Annotated in this window: 15 protein-coding genes; 11 read left to right on the top strand and 4 right to left on the bottom strand. The window is 37.3% G+C overall.

From position 1 onward, the window contains the following. Window positions 1-68 precede the first annotated feature (68 nt). From glmM to ASU31_RS16930, 7 genes are all read left to right on the top strand, one after another. Window positions 69-1,454 carry a phosphoglucosamine mutase gene (glmM, locus tag ASU31_RS16970; protein ID WP_057933463.1) on the top strand — a complete coding sequence of 462 codons (1,386 nt, stop codon included), beginning with the start codon at window positions 69-71 and terminating at the stop codon, window positions 1,452-1,454. A gap of 132 nt (window positions 1,455-1,586) precedes the next feature. Further along, the gene (locus tag ASU31_RS16965; RefSeq protein ID WP_057933462.1) at window positions 1,587-2,735 is read left to right on the top strand and encodes a cysteine desulfurase family protein; all 1,149 of its coding nucleotides are present in this window, start codon (window positions 1,587-1,589) and stop codon (window positions 2,733-2,735) included. A 1,388-nt stretch (window positions 2,736-4,123) separates the two neighbouring features. Then, window positions 4,124-8,923, top strand: coding sequence for a RecQ family ATP-dependent DNA helicase (locus ASU31_RS16950; RefSeq protein WP_057933460.1), 4,800 nt, complete (start codon window positions 4,124-4,126; stop codon window positions 8,921-8,923). 241 nt (window positions 8,924-9,164) lie between these two features. After that, on the top strand, window positions 9,165-9,368 hold the full coding sequence (locus tag ASU31_RS16945; protein WP_029280513.1) for a hypothetical protein: 204 nt from the start codon (window positions 9,165-9,167) through the stop codon (window positions 9,366-9,368). A gap of 80 nt (window positions 9,369-9,448) precedes the next feature. Then, window positions 9,449-10,348, top strand: a complete 900-nt coding sequence (locus ASU31_RS16940; RefSeq protein WP_057933459.1) for an MBL fold metallo-hydrolase — start codon at window positions 9,449-9,451, stop codon at window positions 10,346-10,348. Window positions 10,349-10,783: 435 nt separating this feature from the next. After that, complete coding sequence (locus ASU31_RS16935; RefSeq protein WP_057933458.1) at window positions 10,784-12,103, top strand: cytochrome ubiquinol oxidase subunit I; 1,320 nt, start codon at window positions 10,784-10,786, stop codon at window positions 12,101-12,103. Window positions 12,104-12,192: 89 nt separating this feature from the next. Continuing rightward, window positions 12,193-13,197, top strand: coding sequence for a cytochrome d ubiquinol oxidase subunit II (locus ASU31_RS16930; protein ID WP_057933529.1), 1,005 nt, complete (start codon window positions 12,193-12,195; stop codon window positions 13,195-13,197). A 209-nt stretch (window positions 13,198-13,406) separates the two neighbouring features. On the opposite strand, the gene ASU31_RS16925 is transcribed toward ASU31_RS16930, so the two are convergent. From ASU31_RS16925 to accD, 3 genes are all read right to left on the bottom strand, one after another. Continuing rightward, window positions 13,407-14,954 (bottom strand): M20/M25/M40 family metallo-hydrolase, encoded by a 1,548-nt coding sequence (locus tag ASU31_RS16925; protein WP_057933457.1) that lies wholly within the window; start codon window positions 14,952-14,954, stop codon window positions 13,407-13,409. Window positions 14,955-15,189: 235 nt separating this feature from the next. After that, window positions 15,190-15,654, bottom strand: a complete 465-nt coding sequence (locus ASU31_RS16920; protein WP_057933456.1) for a YciI family protein — start codon at window positions 15,652-15,654, stop codon at window positions 15,190-15,192. Window positions 15,655-16,232: 578 nt separating this feature from the next. After that, complete coding sequence (gene accD / locus ASU31_RS16915) at window positions 16,233-17,078, bottom strand: acetyl-CoA carboxylase, carboxyltransferase subunit beta (protein ID WP_057933455.1); 846 nt, start codon at window positions 17,076-17,078, stop codon at window positions 16,233-16,235. Between the two features lie 321 nt (window positions 17,079-17,399). On the opposite strand from accD, the gene fbaA reads away from it, so the two are divergent. From fbaA to ASU31_RS16895, 4 genes are all read left to right on the top strand, one after another. Next, on the top strand, window positions 17,400-18,479 hold the full coding sequence (fbaA, locus tag ASU31_RS16910; protein ID WP_057933454.1) for a class II fructose-bisphosphate aldolase: 1,080 nt from the start codon (window positions 17,400-17,402) through the stop codon (window positions 18,477-18,479). A 147-nt stretch (window positions 18,480-18,626) separates the two neighbouring features. Further along, a complete protein-coding gene (locus ASU31_RS16905) occupies window positions 18,627-19,133 on the top strand; it encodes a low affinity iron permease family protein (protein ID WP_057933528.1) in 507 nt (168 codons plus the stop codon). Continuing rightward, window positions 19,108-19,530, top strand: coding sequence for a GNAT family N-acetyltransferase (locus tag ASU31_RS16900; protein ID WP_057933453.1), 423 nt, complete (start codon window positions 19,108-19,110; stop codon window positions 19,528-19,530). The genes ASU31_RS16905 and ASU31_RS16900 overlap by 26 nt, the downstream gene beginning before the upstream one ends. A 117-nt stretch (window positions 19,531-19,647) precedes the next feature. Beyond that, the gene (locus ASU31_RS16895; protein WP_057933452.1) at window positions 19,648-20,421 is read left to right on the top strand and encodes an energy transducer TonB; all 774 of its coding nucleotides are present in this window, start codon (window positions 19,648-19,650) and stop codon (window positions 20,419-20,421) included. Here the strand turns inward: ASU31_RS16895 and ASU31_RS16890 are convergent. Beyond that, window positions 20,418-21,278 carry a hydroxymethylglutaryl-CoA lyase gene (locus ASU31_RS16890; protein ID WP_057933451.1) on the bottom strand — a complete coding sequence of 287 codons (861 nt, stop codon included), beginning with the start codon at window positions 21,276-21,278 and terminating at the stop codon, window positions 20,418-20,420. The genes ASU31_RS16895 and ASU31_RS16890 overlap by 4 nt on opposite strands. Window positions 21,279-21,337 lie beyond the last annotated feature (59 nt).

Here is a 21,337-nt window from a genome sequence, read left to right as displayed (position 1 = left end):
CAAACACTCCTAAATAGCTGCTATCTTGTTTTTTTTCTTATTTTTGAGCCTCAATTAAATTATATACAGTGACTTTAATAAAATCAATTTCAGGAATACGAGGAACCATTGGCGGAAGAGCTGGAGACGGCTTAACCCCATTTGATATTGTGAAATTTACAGCTGCCTTTGGTAGCTGGGTAGTACAAAAAACAGGCAATAAAAGAATAGTTTTAGGTCGCGATGCGCGTATTTCGGGTGAGATGGTGAATAACCTGGTTATCGGAACTTTACAAGGCTTGGGTATTGAGGTAATCGATTTAGGTTTATCAACCACGCCAACTGTAGAAGTCGCTGTACCTGATGAAAAAGCAGGTGGCGGTATCATTTTAACCGCAAGCCATAACCCAAAACAATGGAATGCCTTAAAATTACTAAATGCAAGCGGTGAGTTTATCAGCGACGCTGATGGAAAAGAAGTTTTAGATTTGGCAGAAAGTGCTGATTTTGATTTTGCTGATGTAGATAAATTAGGTAAAGTAATTAAAAACGATACTTACCTTCAAAAACACATCGATAAAGTTTTAGCATTACCATTGGTTGATGTTGAGGCAATTAAAAAAGCCAATTTTAAAGTCGTAATCGACTGTGTAAATTCAACTGGCGGTATTTTTATCCCTGCTTTGTTAAAAGCTTTGGGCGTGAGCAAGGTGGTAGAATTATATTGTACACCAGACGGGCATTTCCCGCACAACCCTGAGCCACTTCCTGAAAACTTAACTGAAATATCGAAAGAAGTTCAGAAACAAAATGCAGATTTAGGTATCGTTGTTGATCCGGATGTTGACCGTTTATGTTTTGTAAACGAAGATGGTAGCATGTTCGGCGAAGAATATACTTTGGTTGCTGTTGCCGATTATGTATTGAAAAATACACCAGGAAACACAGTTTCGAACCTTTCATCAACACGCGCATTACGCGATGTGACTGAAAAAGCAGGAGCCGAATACAATGCATCAGCAGTAGGAGAGGTGAATGTAGTGAACAAAATGAAAGCTACAAATGCCATTATTGGTGGCGAAGGAAACGGTGGAATCATTTATCCTGAATCGCATTATGGAAGAGACGCCTTGGTTGGCATTGCCTTATTCTTAACACATTTAGCTAAATTTGGCAAATCAATTTCAGTATTAAGAGCCAGTTATCCGCAATATCACATTTCTAAAAACAAAATTACCCTTACTCCAGAAATGGATATCGATAATCTGTTGAAACAGGTAGAAGAAAAATATAAAAATCAACCATACAGTACAATTGATGGTTTGAAGATAGAATTTGATAAAACTTGGGTACATTTGCGCCGTTCGAACACTGAACCGATCATCAGGATTTACAGTGAAGCAGAAAATGAAACCATTGCCGAGAATTTGGCTAACAAAATTATTTCTGACATTAAAGAAATATTACACCTTTAATCCCAAAAGGATTTTAGAATTAAGCATACCTGATCAAGGTTTAATAAAACGATTAAACTTTTATCATTTAAAACAAAGACTGCCACTAGCAAGGTATCTTTGCAACACACTAACTTTTAAATATTCGTAGAAATGAAAAGGGTCTATTTAGATAATGCGGCCACAACGCCTTTAGATGCAGCAGTAATTGCAGAAATGACAAACGTGATGGAAAACTATTTCGGTAATCCATCTGCCATTCATGCGCTTGGCCGCGAGGTAAGAACGCTGGTAGAAAAAGCCCGTAAAACCGTTTCTGGTCTGTTAAATGCCTCACCATCCGAAGTGTTTTTTACTTCCGGAGGTACTGAGGCCGATAATACGGCCATCCGTTGCGGAATTTCAGCTTATGGAATTAAACATGCCATAACTTCAAAAATAGAACACCATGCCGTTGAACATACGCTAAATACGATGCTTAAAAATGGCGAAATCGATAAGTTAAGTTTCGTTAATATTGACGAAAAAGGAAATGTCGATTACAATCATTTAGAAGAACTGCTTCAAAATAACGAACGCACTTTTGTTTCGTTAATGCATGCCAATAACGAATTGGGTACACTGACCGATATGGTTAAAGTTGGCGATATCTGCGAGAAATACAATGCCATTTATCATGCCGATACGGTTCAAACCATGGGGCATTACCCACATAACGTACGCGAGCTTAAAGCACATTTTATTGTTTGCGCAGCGCACAAGCTCCACGGACCTAAAGGTGTTGGGTTTTTATATGTAAACAGCAACATTAAAATTCCACCGATGATTTATGGTGGCGCGCAAGAGCGTAATATGCGTGGTGGTACCGAAAACGTATATGGTATTGTGGGTTTAGCTAAGGCGTTAGAAATTGCTTATGCTGAAATGGATCAGCATCAGGCCTATATTCAGGGCTTAAAAGATTACCTGAAAGCACAGTTAATCGCCGAAATCCCGGGTATTGCTTTTAATGGCGAAACCGATGCCGATAAAAGTTTGTACACGGTACTGAATGTATCGTTCCCTGAGATGGATATGGGCGATATGTTGTTGTTTAATTTAGATATCAATGGTATCTGTGCTTCTGGTGGCAGTGCCTGCTCTTCCGGTTCAAATATTGGTTCGCATGTATTAAATGGCATTAATGCCGATCCTAACCGTCCTTCGGTGCGCTTTTCGTTTAGCAAATACACAACAAAAGAAGAGTTAGATTATGTAATAGAAAAAGTTAAAATGGTAGTAAAGCAAAATGCTTTAGCTTAAAATATCATTAACCAAATAGGAGAGTCCCGGTGAGAATCGGGACTTTTTTTGTGCAATAAACATAGTTTGAAGTCCATTTTTTTTTTGGAAAGCAAAGGCAGCATTTCATTTTGAGGTTAGTCCTGCTTTCCATTTCAAATCCTCGCCCGATGAAAATCGGGCTGTGGGGTTTCCATTTCAATCAGGTTTACAAACTGAGGCCAGTGCTGTTATTGAGGGTTTAATGGCATGATGCCTGATCTATTCTGCACCCTCAAATAGTATTGCAGACTGTGCCACCTAAACCTGATCGGAACGAGCATCCCGATTCTATCGGGATAAAGTGGAGAGTAGGGCTGTACTTGCCTAAATGCCACTGTACCTGATTTCCAAAATGAAAAATCGCTTTAAAATAATTACGGCTTTTGGTGAGGTAAAAAAACTCTTGCAAAACCCGAAAATAAAACTTATATTTAATTAAGATAAAGGCAATCCACGCCATTTTAATGTTGTTCCAGAACGAAACCTTATCAAATTTCCCGTGGTATAAGGTTAAGCAAATTTTAAATAGCTTTTTTACAATTGCATAGAGTAGCTGAAAAAAGCATTCTGATTAAAATTGTTAACCCTGAAAACTAACCATGTTTTCAACAATCTATATCGTCATGGAAAAGAGCCAAAACAATCAAAATCTAGAGAACGCGAAGCAGGAAGAAAAATTAAATGAAGAAAGGAAACACATTTACAAGTTTATCCTTAATCCATTTTCGTTTGAATCTTCAAATCATTTCAACAAAATCCATAAAAGAAGGTTTCATTCTTTCGGCTGCATTCACGAATTAGGAAAACTTCCCGGAGCAATGTTTTAAAATCTGCCGTCGAGATGCCGTCATTTCGAGCGGAGTGCAACGCAGTCGAGAAATCTGCCTAGATAGATCTCTCTGTTTCGCTACTGATGAAAATCGGTACAGGTAGCGCGCTTCATCCGATTACTATTGAATCGAGATGACGACTTCTCTTTATAATTCTGTCATTCTGAATGCAATGAAGAATCTTTTAATTGCTTGGTTGGTAGTTCACCAACCATAAGGTTTATTGCTATGCTCAGATGGAGGATCAAATATGGACTCTTCTTATTTAATACCTAGTCCAAATTTTATTGGATGAAACAATCTTTATAGAATTGATTGTCATTCTTTCATTATCTTAAAAATAACTGATAATCGAATAAAAAAGTCCCAGTTTTCACTGGGATTTTTTTATGTAGACAAAGAACTTGGCAATTCAGCATGAAGTCGGGAGCCATAATATTCTTAAAAACAAATAGTTGTATATAATAGATATACATCTCGTTTTATTATATTGCATATTAGATAATCAGTTATTAATGCCCTCAGTTTGCCGTTTTTATGAAATCAATAGCTTTTGTAGATACCGAAATCAATCCCGATACACTAAAAATCCTTGACATTGGCGGTGTAAAGAACGATGGAACAAGTATCCATTCAAATTCTACCGAATCCATTTCTTTATTTTTAAACAATACCGAATTCATTTGTGGACATAATATTATTTATCATGATATACCACACCTTAAAAAATCAATAACCGGATTAGATAATCTACAGGTTATTGATACGCTGTATTTATCACCGCTGCTTTTTCCAAATAAACCTTATCATGCTTTATTAAAAGATGATAAACTTCAAGTGGAAGAATTAAATAATCCCTTAAATGATGCTATAAAAACTAAGGATCTCTTTTATGATGAAGTTGCCACGTTTGATCGATTAGATAGCCAGCAGAAACAGATATTTCATACCCTGTTACAGGATAAAAAAGAGTTTAGTGCCTTTTTTAAATTTATTAATTTTCAGGCTGAACGTATTGAAATTGCCAGCATTATCCGTGGTGGATTTCAATCCAAAATCTGTGAACATGCAGATCTTGATAAAATTGTACAACAGGATCCTGTAGAGCTGGCTTACTGTTTATCCATAATCAATTGCCAAAACAGGGATTCAATTACACCACGGTGGGTATTAAAAAATTATCCAAAGGTTGAGCGTATCATGGCTGAATTAACAAACAAGCCATGTTTAACCGGTTGTGAATATTGTAACACTGCATTAGACATCCGTAAAGGATTAAAAAAATATTTCGGGTTTGATTCGTACAGACTTTATGCGGATGAGCCCCTGCAGGAAAAATCAGTACAGGCAGCCATTGATAATAAATCTATTTTAGCTGTATTTCCTACAGGAGGAGGCAAATCCATAACATTTCAGGTGCCAGCTTTAATGGCCGGTGCAAATGCAAAAGGACTTACCGTCATTATTTCTCCTCTACAGTCTTTAATGAAAGATCAGGTAGATAATCTGGAAAAAATAGGAATAACTGAAGCAGTTACAATAAACGGTCTGCTAGACCCAATAGAGCGGGGGAAATCTTTTGAGCGGGTAGAGGATGGCTCAGCATCAATGCTTTATATATCTCCAGAATCTTTACGGTCTAAATCAATAGAAAGGCTCCTTTTGGGGCGGAAAATTATCCGTTTCGTAATAGATGAGGCACATTGTTTCTCTTCATGGGGGCAAGATTTTAGGGTTGATTACCTGTATATAGGAGACTTTATCAAGCTATTGCAGGAAAAGAAGAATCTCGAAGATGGTATTCCCGTTTCCTGTTTTACAGCCACCGCAAAGCAGAATGTGATAGAAGACATCAGAAATTATTTTAAAAATAAATTGTCGCTTGATCTGGAGGTTTTTAGTTCGAAGGCTTCGAGAACAAACCTAAGCTACAATGTATTTGAAAAGAACGACGAAGAAGAAAAATATAATGCGCTAAGAGATCTGATAGAGGAAAAACTATGCCCAACCATTGTGTATGTATCCAGAAGGGGTAGGGCTGTTAAGCTGGCTAATCGCTTATTACAGGATGGTTTTTCTGTAGCTTTTTATCACGCGGGGATGGAATCAAGCGAAAAAACAAAAAGTCAGAACGAATTTATCGCCGGACAAACCGATATTATGGTTGCTACTTCTGCATTTGGGATGGGGGTAGATAAAAAAGATGTTGGGATGGTGGTGCATTATGATATATCCGACTCTTTAGAAAATTATGTTCAGGAAGCGGGCAGGGCAGGCCGTGATGAAAAGCTATCGGCAGTTTGTTATGTATTGTTTAACGAAGAAGATTTAAGCAAACATTTTATTTTGCTTAATCAAACCAAACTAAGCATTAAAGAAATCCAGCAGATTTGGAAAGCGGTAAAAGATATTACACGATTTCGTTTAAATGTTTCAAATTCTGCATTGGAAATTGCTAGAAAAGCAGGATGGGACGATAGTGTTAATGAAATGGAAACAAGGGTTACTACGGCTATTGCAGCCTTAGAAGAAGCTGGATACCTAAAGCGTGGACAAAATATGCCCCGGGTTTTTGCCAATAGCATTTTGGCCAAAACAGCTCAGGAGGCTATCGATAAAATTAACAATTCCTTTAGGTTTGATGAAAAACAGAAAGAAAAGGCGATCCGGATTATCAAGAAACTGCTATCGAGCAAAAGTAGAAAACTGGCTTCGGATGATGGAGGTGAGGCACGTGTTGATTATATATCCGATCATTTGGGGATCGTAAAAGAAGATGTGATCCATATTATAAACTTGCTACGGGAAGAGAAAATTCTTGCTGATACGATGGATTTAACCGCTTTTATTAAAAAGAATGAAAACCGCAACCGCTCACTGAGTATTGTAGAAACATTTAGAAAAATTGAGAACTTCTTATTGCCGGTTTTTAAAGAACAGAAAAGAACAATCAACCTGAAAGAACTAAATGAAGAAGCAGAATCTTTGGGATTTAGTGATTTTACGCCCAACAAAATCAAAACCATTATCAATTTTTGGACAATAAAGAACTGGATCAAGAGGCAAAATCATTCAGCCTCCAAAAATCACATTACAGTAATTACCACGCCATTGTTAGGTTCGTTGACAGGTAATCTAAATAAAAGACATGAATTGGCTCGTTTTATAGTAGAATATTTATATGATAAATCCAACAGTAGTAAAGAAAATGCCGAAAAGGATGAAGTATTGGTCGAATTTTCGGTGCACGGACTAAAGGATGCTTTTCATAATAGGACCAGTTTATTTCAACTTACTGTTACTATCGATGATGTAGAAGATACCCTCTTTTATCTCTCCAGGATAGAAGCAATTAAAATTGAAGGCGGTTTTATGGTGATCTATAACCGTTTAACAATAGATAGATTGGAAAATGATAATAAAAGAAGGTATAAGGCCGAAGATTATGAAAAACTAAGTCAGTTTTACGAAAATAAGATACAACAGATCCATATTGTTGGGGAGTATGCAAAGAAAATGATCGAAAATTATAATTTGGCCTTAGCATTTGTTAATGATTATTTCCAGTTAAATTACTCGTCATTTGTGAATAAATACTTTGATTCAAACCGTCAGAATGAAATAAAACGGAATATTACCCCTGCTAAATATCGTCAGTTGTTCGGTAGTTTGTCTCAAAGCCAATCGCAGATAATAGGAGATAAAGAAAACAGATATATTGTTGTAGCAGCTGGCCCCGGAAGCGGAAAAACAAAGGTATTGGTGCATAAGCTGGCCTCTCTTTTATTAATGGAAGATGTAAAGCATGAGCAGTTATTAATGCTTACTTTTTCTAGGGCAGCAGCTACAGAGTTTAAAAAACGACTGCTGGCACTAATTGGCAATGCGGCGGGCTTTGTCGAGATCAAAACTTTTCATTCTTTTTGCTTCGACCTACTTGGAAAGGTAGGAAGTTTGGAAAAAGCAGATGCAATTCTAAAAAATACAATAGCCAAAATAAAAAGTAATGAAGTAGAAATCAGTAAAATCACTAAAGCCGTTTTGGTAATTGATGAAGCACAGGATATGAATGCCGATGAATTTGAGCTGATTAATACCTTAATGGAGCAAAATGAAGAAATGCGGGTGATTGCCGTTGGTGATGATGATCAGAACATTTATGAGTTTAGAAATGCAGATTCGAAATATCTGGAAGAATTTATCAATAAAAAAGACGCTGTTAAGTATGAATTGATTGATAATTATCGGAGTAAACGGAATTTGGTTTCTTTCAGTAATCAATTCATCACAAAAGTAAGCCATCGTTTAAAAATAACGCCAATTATTCCAATACGTAGGGATAATGGCAACATAAAAATAATCCATCATAAAAGCGGCAATTTAATTTCCCCATTGGTTGATAATATTCTGCAAACTGGATTAACTGGAACAACATGCGTATTAACAAAAACAAATGAAGAAGCAGCCATGGTTGTTGGTAGCTTGCTGAAATATAAAGTGCCGGCGCAGTTAATACAAACGAATGATTCTTTTAATCTATATAATCTTGCCGAAATCAGGTTTTTCTTAACAAAATTGGTAACAAATGATGAAGTATATACTTACAGTGACGAGGTTTGGGCCAACGCATACCGCGAATTAAGCTATAAATTTAAAAAAAGCTCCAAATTTAAAATCTGTGATCACCTCATCCGTGATTTTGAAGCTGTTAACCCAAAAATCAAGTATAAGTCTGATTTTGACGTTTTTATCAAAGAATCAAAGATCGAGGATTTTTTTAGTGATAATAGTGAAACAATTATGGTTTCTACCATCCATAAAGCAAAGGGCAAAGAATATGATAATGTTTTTCTGCTTTTAAAAGATTTTGATATGAGTAAGGATAGTACTAAAAGGCAATTGTATGTAGGAATGACCAGGGCTAAAAATAATTTGTCAGTCCATTTAAATGGCAATTACCTGGATCAGATCGAAGTCGAAAATTTAGAAAGGATTGAGGATAACAATGTATATCCTGAATTGGAAGAAATTGTATGCAACTTAACACATACTGATATCTGGTTAGATTATACTGCCAATAAGCAAAATTTAATATCACCATTAATAAGTGGAGAGGTATTAATTGTTGATGGAGATGAATGTAAGAACTTAAATGGCCAGTCTGTTCTTAAATTCTCAAAGAAATTTATTTCTGAAATAGAATCACAATCCAAAAAAGGTTACGATCTGAAAGGGGCAAAAGTGAATTTTGTCCTTTACTGGCTAAAAGAAGGAGCGACAGAAGAAATTAAAATAATTTTACCAGAGGTCTTATTTGTAAAGCGGAAAAGTAATTAGTATATGTGTACGGTCGGGGTGTTAAAAACCTAAACTAGTCTTAGCGTCGCGCTAAGACTTTAGTTTTTGCTACTGAAGCATAAACAAGATTAATTGAAAGGTCTTAGCGAGATGCTAAGACTAGAGAAGAAGTGAGCCACCAAACATGGAAATTTGGTGTCAATAAAGCCATTCCCAAAACAACTAAGCAAAAACAATCTTATTTTTCACTTGTTTCTTTAATAGATCAATTTACAGTACTATGGAAACAAATAAGGAAAAAGGTAAAGTTGTTGAGAACGATTTGCTAGATAAAAAAGTAGAAGATGTGAGAGATCATGATTCTTTAGATGAAAATAAATCATCGAAAATAACCACTAATCTTTTTAACAAAGATGATAAACGAAAAAATAATCCACTAGGGCCAGGACACGAACCCGGACCAACACCTGGTTCAGGAATATAACTGGTCAGAATATAATTTACGAACAAAATGACTAAATTTAAACCACAGCAATTGCTGTGGTTTTTTAGCTAAATCCCAAAATGGAAAGAAGAAATTTTATCAAAAACTCGGCATTGGCCATGGCCTTGCTGTCAATTTATAAAACTGATGTTTTTGCACAGCAAGCGCTAATGCGTGCCTATAACTTTAAACCATTGCGCAATAATGTGGGGATATTTACCGAACAGGGCGGTACAATAGGCTGGTTAAATTCCAGCAATGGTTTTGTAGTGGTAGATGCCCAGTTCCCAACTTCGGCACCGCATGTGATCGAAGAATTAAAAAAACTGGGTGAAAAACCTTTCAAATACCTGATTAATACCCACCATCATGGCGACCATACCGCTGGCAATATCTCATTTAAAGGATTGGCCGAAAAAGTTGTGGCGCATCAAAATTCGTTGGTGAACCAAAAAAGAGCTGCGGAGAAAGCAAATAATTTAGATAAACAGTTACTGCCTGATACTACTTTTGGAACAAAATGGACTGCAAAAGTGGGCGATGAAAACATAAAAGCTTACTATTATGGTTCCGGTCATACCAATGGCGATGCCGTTTATCATTTTGAGCACGCAAATATTGCGCATGTAGGCGATTTGGTATTCAACCGTAAGTTTCCTTACATTGATCGGGAAAATGGCGCACACATTGGCAATTGGATCACGGCATTGGATAAAATTTTGGCTCAATTTGATAAAGATACCTTGTTTATCTGGGGACATAGCTTGGATCCTGAAAAAGTGACCGGAAACAAAGCAGATGTTAAAGCTTTTCAAAATTACCTGCAGAACCTTTTAACTTTTGTGAGCGGTGAAATCAAAGCAGGTAAAAGTAAAGAAGACATTCTAAAAGCAAGCTCAATCCCAAATGCAACAGAATGGAAGGGAGATGGCATTCAAAGGAGTTTAGGTGCTGCTTATGATGAGTTGAAAGGGGTTTAGAAGATTTTCGTCATTGCGAGAAGGCTTTTTCAGCCGACGAAGCAATCTTATAAGCAGTAATTATTATCTTGTCCAAATTTATTGGGAAAAGAATTTTTTTGCTAATAAATTTTTGAACGAATTAATTCCATGGACAATCCTTCAACTCCGATACCATTGAAAGAATCCAATAGAATGATCGTCATTCTCGCGCAGGCGGGAATCTTAATGCAATATATTAAATCATTACCACCCTGTCATTCGTATTGATTTTTATAATAAATTATCTTTCAGGATGAAAACCTTGAAATTTGGTGTTCATGTATTAAAGAACAACCAAATCTTTTTTCAATTTATAAACGTTCTATATTTAAAATAATCCTTTCAACGTCATTGAATTACCGTAGGCTTTAGTGTTTAACAACTATATTTGTTACAATTCAAAATCTACAGCTCATGGATGATTTTATTGCAGCCCGTTCCCAAATGGCCTTATCGTTAGGCTTCCACATCATTTTTTCATGTATTGGCATGGTTATGCCTTTCTTTATGGCCGTATCGCATTATAAATGGCTTAAAACAAACGATGAGGTATATAAAAATCTTACTAAAGCCTGGAGTAAAGGAGTAGCCATATTTTTTGCTACCGGTGCGGTATCGGGTACCATGTTATCTTTCGAATTAGGATTACTTTGGCCAAAGTTTATGGATCACGCCGGGCCAATATTCGGGATGCCTTTTTCGCTAGAGGGAACAGCCTTTTTTATCGAAGCGATAGCCCTTGGCTTTTTCTTGTATGGCTGGAATAAGTTAAATAAATGGTTCCATTGGTTTACCGGGATGGTTGTAGGGGTGAGTGGTTTAGCGTCCGGAATACTGGTTGTTGCCGCAAATGCCTGGATGAACAGCCCGGCGGGTTTTGATTTTATAAACGGAAAATACCTGAATATCGATCCCATACAGGCCATGTTCAATAAAGCATGGTTTAGTCAGGCTTTACACATGTGTTTAGCCGCATTTACCGCTACGGGCTTTGCTGTGGCAGGTGTACATGCTTTAATGATCCTGAGAAACCGTAATGCAGCATTTCATTTGAAAGCTTTTAAAATAGCGGCCATATTTGCATGCATTGGCGCATTATTGCAGCCTTTGAGTGGCGATATTTCGGCAAAAGATGTAGCCAAAAGGCAACCTGCTAAACTTGCTGCAATGGAGGCATTGTACAAAACTGAAAAACCTGCTCCACTATTAATCGGCGGCATTGTGAATGAAAAAGATAAAACGGTAAAAGGTGCAATCGAAATCCCTGGCGCTTTAAGTTTTCTGGCCCATGGCGATTTCAAAGCTGAAGTAAAGGGTTTAGATCAGATTCCCGAAAACGAACATCCTCCGGTAGCCATCACCCATTATGCTTTCCAGATTATGGTTGGGATTGGTACGCTGCTCCTTTTAGTATCCTTAACTTATTTCTTCATTTTATTTAAAAAGAAACCCTTAACCGAGAAACGCTGGCTGTTGAAATTATTTGTTGTGGCCATTCCGCTTGGTTACATCGCTTTAGAGGCCGGCTGGGTAGTTACGGAGGTTGGTAGACAGCCATGGATTATTTATGGCATTATGCGCACTAAGGATGCCGTTACACCGATGCCGGGTATTGCTTACTCGTTTTATATCTTCTCGGCCATTTACGTATCTCTAAGCATTATTGTAACGTTTTTGCTTTACCGCCAGATTAAAATGGTGCCAGTACTCTATAACAAACCAGAAAGAAAATAATTAATTAACCACTGATAAAAAGGATGAATACGGATGAAGGCTTGAGACTTGCAGTCGAATTGTCAAAATCTGTGGCAAAAAAATAAATGATGGAACAAGTTGTAATTACATTTTTATGCATGGCCATTCTGCTCTACTTTTTATTGGGCGGGGCTGATTTTGGTGCAGGGATTATTGAACTGTTTACTTCAACAAAAAACAGAAGTAAAACCCGTAAAACCATGTACCAGGCCATTGGTCCGGTTTGGGAAGCTAATCATATGTGGCTGATTATTGCCATTGTAATCCTTTTCGTGGGTTTCCCGCATATTTATACCACCATGTCGGTTTATCTGCATATTCCATTGGCGATTATGCTCATCGGAATTATTGCAAGGGGCACCGCCTTTGTATTCCGCCATTACGATGCTGTTAAAGATGATATGCAGTGGTTTTATAACCGCATATTCAGGTATTCGAGTTTTGTAACGGCGTTGTTCCTTGGCATTATTGCCGGAAGCTTAATTTCAGGCCATATCGATACGCAGGCTAACGATTTTTATACCGCGTATATTTCGGGCTGGCTGAACTGGTTTTCTGTTGCTGTAGGCATGTTTACGGTCTCTCTTTGTGGTTTTCTTGCTGCTATTTACCTTATAGGTGAAACAAAAGAAGCACATGATAAACGCCGTTTTATTAAAAAGGCGGAATTTATGAACGTGGCTGCCGTAGTTTTTGGTGCGATGGTATTTATTGCTGCCCAAAGAGATAAAATTCCATTGACTGATTGGGTTTTTAAGAGCAATGTTGGTTTATCGGCCATTATTTTGGCAAGTTTATCCCTTGTGCTGTTATGGTACCTGCTAATTAAAGGTAAAACAAAAGTTTTACGCATTTTAGCTGGTTTTCAGGTCACAATGATCCTCTTGGCCATTAGTTACGCGCATTTTCCAAACTTTATCCGTTTAAAAAATGGTGATGCAATCTCACTTCTCGAAACCGCAGGGCCTGAAAAAACCATTTATAGTTTAGGTTTAGCACTTTTATTGGGGAGTGTATTGATTCTACCTTTTTTGGGGTATCTGTTTTATAAGTTCCAGAAGAAAGAGGAGTAAAAAAATTAATACTACTACTGATAGATTTTAAAATCGGCCGTCATTCCCGCGCAGGCGGGAATCTTAATGAAGTGCAATAAGTTTTAGGATTCCCGTTTTCACGGGAATGACGACTGGGCGATGACGAAGAATGACAGCATATCAGAATTAGTGCAAAAAAAGAGCACCTGTTTCCAAATGCTCCTTTAAAACGTGTTCAAAATCTTTATTTACAACCCACCTTTTCTGTTCGATTTGGTTTGTACTGGCCAGGTTGCTGGCTTTCCGGTACGTTCGTTTACAGGTAAATCTGTAGCTTTTTCAGTTGAAGTTTTCTCAGGATCTTCGCAGGCCATATAAACCATGATTGCGGCTAAAATTACATTGCTTCTAATCTCGTCGAAAACTAATTTGTCGTAACTATCGCGGTTGGTGTGCCAGGTGTATGTTCCGTAGTCCCAGCTGGTAGAACTTAACGAGTAACCCAATGCTCCGGCGGCAACAAAAGAAGCAAAATCAGAACCTCCTGCACCAGGCGACCCTGGGAAATTGGTTTTGATCTGGTTTTTAATGGTATCTGGTACTGCAGCCAACCAACGGGTAATGTAATCTTTCGATTTAGCAAAGCCTTGTCCGCCAATATTCACTACCCGGCCTGTACCGTTATCCTGGTTAAACAAAGCCTGAAGATTATTTACAATTTCCGGATGATCTTCTACAAAAGCCCTTGAACCATTTAAGCCCTGTTCTTCACTTCCCCAATGGCCAACCAAAATGGTACGTTTAGGGTTAGGATAGATTTTTTTTAGAATGCGCATGGCTTCCATCATTAAAATGGTACCAGAACCATTATCGGTAGCGCCGCTTGCGCCATCCCAAGAATCGAAATGTGCAGAAAGCATCACATATTCGTTTGGTTTCTGCGTGCCTTTAATTTCGGCTATGGTATTAAAAGTAGGTACTACGCCTAATTTCTTCGCATCTGCTTCGATTCTTAGTTTAGGTTTATCACCGTTCAGCGCAAGGCGGTAAACCAGGCCGTAATCTTCAACAGATAAATCTAAAGTTGGGACTTTTTTAGTATTTGCGCCAAAAATTTTATCTACGCCAAAACCCTGCGACCAGTTATTGATCACCACCGCTACTGCACCTGCATTTTCTATCGCTATAGGAAGTGTTTTTGCTGTTAAACCAGTTTTGGCTATGCTGGCTGTCCATGCTTTAGCGGCGTCGGCTTTTTCTTTTTTAAACTTTTCGAATAAATCTTTTGTGGCAAATTCTTCCCAGTTTTTTTCTGGTCGGCCAGATAGTTGATTCATCGAAATCAATACGATTTTACCTTTTACATTTGGCAACCATTTTTGAAAAGCTACCGAATCTGTAATTTCTGGGAGAATAATCGCTTCTGCATTAATCGCTTTACCATTTGTAGAAGGACTCCAGGCCAATTGCGTACCTTCTAAGGTTCTAACCCGTGGACTTATTAAATCGATGTGTGTAATGCCCCTTTCCCAGCCAGCCCATTCGCCCCATTTTTCATTTTTTGCAGAGATACCCCAACCTGTATATTTTTTTACGGCCCAGTCATTGGCTTGTTTCATTTGTGGTGAACCAACTAAACGTGGTCCAACAACATCTAAAAGTTCGTGAGCAAGTTTCTCTAATTGAGAGTTTTCGTTCACTTCTTTAACAATATTGTCGATTATTTTTTTGTCTTGCGCAAAAATGCTGGCCGAAGTGCACAGCAATAGTGCAGAAAAGAGTAGTTTTTTATTCATAATTAGTTAGGGTTGATTATTTGATAAGCTAATTTATGAAATAAGGAGTAGGGTTGCAGGATGTTAATGGAAATGTTGCAGTAAGTAGGATCGTCATTGCGAGGCGATTTTTCATCGCCGTAGCAGTCTCACAAGTGGATCTTGAATGATTCATTAGGCTGAAAAGTCAGATAGTAACGCCCGACCTCACTATTTTAACTTCTCCGTATCTTCAGTACTTCCAAAGCAAACAACCTTAAAAACTACTTTTCTGGATCTTATCATGAAATGGCAAATACTCAGCTAGTGCTGCAGAGCCATACCAATTGTATAATTCTGGTTCCAGTAATTTAGCTTTGATGGCCGGATCGCTTTCTAATAATTGTTTTGCTTCCTCAATTGATTTTGTGTTTAAAACGAAAATACCGCGGTAATTTTTATCGTTTTTACCCATTGGGCCAGCAATTACGAGTTTTTGTGCTTCGACCATTTTACCCATGTTTGCCATATGCCCGGCAAATAAGCTATCTGTTTTGGCTTTTGTTTCTGTGGTATTCGTTCCTGATTTCAAAATAACCAGCACATACATTTTCATGCCGTAGTTGTCGGCACCAAGCTTTTTAGCTAAGGCTTCATCATAAGGGGCTTTAGCTTTGTTCTCCTGCGCCTGAGTGGTGAACATAGCGGTGATCAAGGAGATGAATAGGAATAATTTTTTCATTTAGTTTATGGTTTGGTTAGTTTAAAAATAAGAAAAATTTGTGGTGTTTTTGTCTTAGCCAGACGGGCTTTCCACTTTTTCTTGATAAAAAGTGGAGCAAAAATCAAGGCTTGCGAACCTTTGTAGCAAATCCTAAATAAATCTTTAAACGCAATCCTAAGCCGTGTGAAGGATAGTGGTTTTTGTTTGTTTCTGCAACACTCGTAGGATTTCTTACTTCATTGCTGAGCGAAGTAGAGCTGCAGTAAAGATTTATTTGCATTTTGCTTACAAATCTTCTGATGCCGAATGTGTTCTTCGGAAAGGTTGTGGAGATTTTAAAGTTCGCTCCCGCATGTATAATACTAAGCTGGGGGGGATTTAATTTAATACACACGCTAGGAAAACCTCTCAAAAGGACTACAAAATTATCTAATTAAACCTGATTGAAGTGAAAGCCCGCAGTGTAGCGAGGACTTGAAACGAAAAGCAGGACTGAATTAACCGAAGTCATTCAAGCCCTGCTTTTCTTATTGTAGTTCACTTGTTCATTGGTCGATTGCACTAATGAACCAATGGCTAATGAACTATTGAACCAACTAGTTGTTCATCATTTTAATAAAAGCGCCCAATTTAGCTTTCATGGCTCTTCTATCTACAATGAAATCGAGGAAACCGTGTTCGAGAACGAATTCTGAAGTTTGGAAACCTTTTGGTAAATCTTTTTTAATGGTTTCTTTAATTACCCGCGGACCAGCAAAACCGATCAGTGCGCCTGGTTCTGCAATATTGATATCACCTAACATGGCGTATGATGCAGTTACACCACCGGTAGTTGGATCGGTTAATAAAGAGATATATGGAACTTTAGCCTGACCTAATAAGGCAAGTTTGGCTGATGTTTTAGCCATTTGCATTAATGAAAATGCGGCTTCCATCATACGTGCACCACCTGATTTTGAGATCATCAGGAACGGAACTTTATGTTTAATGCTGTAATCGATCGATCTTGCAATTTTTTCGCCCACAACAGAACCCATCGAACCGCCGATAAAAGCAAAATCCATACAGGCAATTACGAGGTCTTGTCCTTCGATTTTACCAACACCGGCACGGATAGCGTCTTTTAGGCCTGTTTTAGCCTGGCTTTCTTTAATTCTATCGGTGTAAGGTTTGTTATCGTTAAAATTTAAAGGGTCGCCCGATGTTAAGTTAGGAAACAGCTCTTTAAACTCGTTATTATCAAATAAAACCTCGAAATATTCTTTTGAGCCTACTCTCAGGTGGTAATCGCAGTAATGACAAACGTATTTGTTTTCCTGAAGTTCTGCCTGATGTAGCGGTTTTTTACAATTTGGACATTTATTCCACAAACCATCTGGTGCTTCTTTTTTCTCTTCTGTTGTGGTGATGATACCTTTTTTTTCTCTCTTAAACCAAGCCATATAATTTTTTGAAGAATTGGATTGCAAAGAAACGAAAAATAAAATAAAGTCGAACCTTTATTAGGTGTAAAAATAGTCAATGGTTAATTGGCTGATAGTCGATTGGCAATAATGCAAGCGTTGGATAGGTAATTGAAAACTTGGCATTGACTACTGCTAGCTGCTAATTGTAAACTTAAGTGTGTCTTTTTTACACTAAGGATAATGTGTTTTTTACACTAAATAGGCCTTATTTTGCTGTTAGGCAAATAATTCTGTTGTTAGAAAAGCTTGGAATGTTATTTTTTTTTATAACTTCGGACTTAATAAAATTAACAAGAAATGAGTTTAAAAGGCTACAAAGGCGTAATTTACGGAGATGCCGTTCAAGAATTGTTTGAGCAGGCTAAAAAACATCAGTTTGCTTTACCAGCAGTTAACGTAACCGGTACAAATACGGTTAATGCGGTATTGGAAACTGCTAAGGCAGTAAATTCGCCTGTTATGATTCAACTATCTAATGGAGGTGCACAGTTTTATGCAGGCAAATCTTTAGATAATGAGAAATTGCAAGCATGTATTTTAGGTGCTGTATCGGCAGCTAAACATGTACATTTATTGGCAGAGCATTATGGTGTTGCTGTGGTTTTACATACCGACCACGCCGCTAAAAAATTATTGCCTTGGATTGATGGACTTTTAGACCACGGTGAAAAATTCTTCGCTGAAACTGGAAAACCCTTGTTTTCATCACATATGTTGGATTTATCGGAGGAGTCGATTGAAGAAAACATGGAAATTTCTGCTAAATACTTAGCGCGCATGGCTAAAATGAACATGACAATCGAAATCGAACTTGGTGTTACAGGTGGTGAAGAAGATGGTGTTGATAATAGCGATGTAGATAGCTCTAAATTATATACTCAGCCTAGCGAAGTGGCTTATGCTTACGAAGAATTAAGCAAAGTTTCTCCTCGTTTTACAGTTGCTGCTGCTTTTGGTAACGTACATGGCGTTTATAAACCAGGTAACGTAAAATTGCAACCGGTAATTTTGAAAAATTCTCAGGATTTTATCAAAGAAAAATTCAGCTTAACTGCAGAGAAACCAATCAACTTCGTATTCCACGGTGGTTCTGGTTCTACTCAGGAAGAAATCAGAGAAGCAATTTCTTATGGTGCAATTAAAATGAATATCGATACTGATATGCAATGGGCGTTTTGGGAAGGTATTTTAGAATATTACAAAAAGAATGAAGCTTATCTTCAAGGCCAGATTGGTAATCCTGATGGCGATGATAAACCAAATAAAAAATACTATGATCCACGCGTTTGGTTGCGTAAAGGTGAAGAAACTTTCGTAAAGCGTTTAACTGCTGCTTTCGAAGATCTAAACTGTATCAACGTTAACGATAAGTTATAAGGAGTTGGAAGGGTTATAAAGTTGTAATGTTTTAACATTGAAACCTTTCAACTTTCCAACCTTTCAATTGAAACAAAAGCGCCATGGGTTTAAAAACTTATGGCGCTTTTGTTTGTTTTATGGTTATATTTAAGCAAACAAATTGTAATGGCTAAATCTAAAAACGATACCAAAAGAAATAATTTTTTCGAGAAATTTGCCAATGTGGCAACCAAATTTACAGGCAGCTCTGTTGCATTTATAGCGGCAACGGCAATCGTAGTGATTTGGGCAGTAACAGGCCCACTTTTCAATTATTCTGAAACCTGGCAATTGGTAATAAACACGGGCACAACGATTATCACCTTTTTGATGGTTTTTTTGATCCAAAAGGCGCAGAATAAAGATGGTAAGGCAATTCAGTTAAAATTGAATGAATTGATTGCGGCGCAGCAGGGTGCAAGCAACCGGATGGTTGACATAGAAGATTTGAGCGAAAAAGAACTGGATCAGTTACATAAATTTTACGTTACGATTGCCACACTTGCCAAAAAAGAGGCCGATATTCATTGTTCGCATTCAATTGATGTTGCTGAGGCATTAAATGAATCGAAATTAAAATTGAATAAACACTTTAAACACCACGATAATGAGTCTGCACGTTCAAAAAGTTAACCATCCCGAAGATTTAGATAAAGTATTTGCGATCCGCAAGATTGTATTTGTAGACGAACAGAACTGTCCACCGGAATTGGAGTGGGAACATGAAGATGAATCTACACATTTTCTGGCAACAAATAACGGCCAACCTTGCGGTGCCTGCAGATGGCGTAAAACGGATAATGGTTATAAGCTGGAACGTTTCGCAGTTTTAAAAGATTTTAGAGGGCAGGGGGTAGGTCGTGCCCTAATTGCTGAGGCTTTATCTGATTTGCCAGAAGATGCACATTATATTTACCTGAACTCGCAATTAGATGCCATGAGTTTATATGCTAAATTTGGTTTTGTAGCAGAGGGAGAGCAATTTGAAGAGGCTGGCATACAGCACTTTAAAATGGTGAAGAAGGTTTAATTAAGATTTGCTGTAAGGGAAATAAAATCAATGATTTAGAGTATGTTTTTCCGGATAATTTTGTGTTCTACTCGCAAAAACATTAAGAAATAAAAATTATTTCTTAATAATGACCAGTTGAAAAATAATTATAAATTAATTACCTTTCGCTGTTTTTTAGGTTTGGAAACTAAAAAAAATAATAACACCTCTCAAATGAAAAAACTCTCTCTATCCTTATTATTACTTGTAATGGCTATCGCCTCAAAAGCCCAAAAAATAGATACTATTTACTTTAATGCTAACTGGGAAAAGACTGATAATTCAAGCTATGATTATTACAGAATAGCTGAAAGAGAAAACAACCTTTTTTTTGTTAAAGACTATTATAAAAGTAATCAGCTTCAAATGAAAGGTGTATTTAAATCATTAGATCCCGAAATTAAACAGGGCAATTTCGTTTGGTATTTTCCTAATGGGAAAGTTAGTAAGAAATCTTATTTTGAAAATAATATCATAAAAAAAACTAAAATTTGGAATACAAATGGAGAATTAATTAATTTAAATAGATCTGTTTTTGGGGCTGACGTTTATATTAAGGGTACTTTTAAAGAAATAGATAGGAAGCCTACTTTCCCATCTGGCGAAATTGAAATGAATAAGTTTATTTACGATAATCTAAAATATCCTGAAGAAATGTCCGGTCAGAAAATAACAGGTTCTGTAACATTAAAATTCACAGTTTCAATTAAAGGTGAAATAACAAATATTAAGGTTAGAAAGACATTACATCCAACTTTAGATAATGAAGCCATTAGGGTTTTGAAAATGATGCCAAGGTGGCAACCAGCTAGGCAAAATAACCATTTTGTTAAGATGCAAGCGACTCAAACTTTTAATTTTAATCCTTAGTGAAATATCTTCCCTGATAACACCATGGCCTCATTCCATTTATCCATGTTCAGATTCAAATTTTCTCCTTTTGCAGTCAAATAGCCAATTACATCCTCAGTGGCAATGTTGCCTGTGAGGTCATCAGCAGCCATTGGGCAGCCTCCAAAACCTTTTAATGCCGAATCTATACGTTTTACTCCAGAACGATAAGCTGATTCTATTTTTTCAAACCGCTCAGCGGGGGTAGCATGCAGATGGATACCGATTTCTGTATGGTTAAACCTCGAAATCAGTTTAGGCAATATGCTCTCGATCTTTTCTGGTGTGGAAACACCTACAGTATCGGCCAGCGACAAAATCTCTACACCTTTAGTCACCAGCACATCAGCCCACTTTTCTACAATTTCATAATTCCATTCGTCTCCATAAGGATTGCCAAAGCCCATCGATAGATAAACAACCGCTTTCTTATTGTTTTTAGTGCAAAGAGAGAGCATTTCTTCGACCGTTTTTAATGATTGTATTATGCTTGAATTGGTATTGCGCTGTTGGAAGGTTTCAGAGATTGAAAAGGGAAAACCAAGGTAATCTATAGCTTGGTGCTTTACAGCGCTTTCTATACCCCTTAAATTGGCTACAATGGCCAAAAGCTTTGTAGAAGTGATGCTCAAATCCAATTGTGCTAAAACCTCAGCTGTATCAGCCATTTGTGGAATGGCTTTAGGTGAAACAAAACTTCCAAAATCGAGCATATCGAAACCTACCTGAAGCAAAAGATTCAAATATTCGGCCTTAAGTTCGGTTGGAACATAATCGTGCAGTCCTTGCATGGCATCGCGTGGACATTCTACTAATTTGAAGTTGTTTTGGCTCATGTTTTTGGTTTAACCGCAAAATGCGCAAAGTTTTTCGCAAAGAAAAGAAGAAACAGGAA

The sequence above is a fragment of the Pedobacter ginsenosidimutans genome, assembly GCF_001442625.1.
Taxonomy (GTDB): Bacteria; Bacteroidota; Bacteroidia; order Sphingobacteriales; family Sphingobacteriaceae; genus Pedobacter; species Pedobacter ginsenosidimutans.
This window is presented reverse-complemented; position numbering and strand designations above follow the sequence as displayed.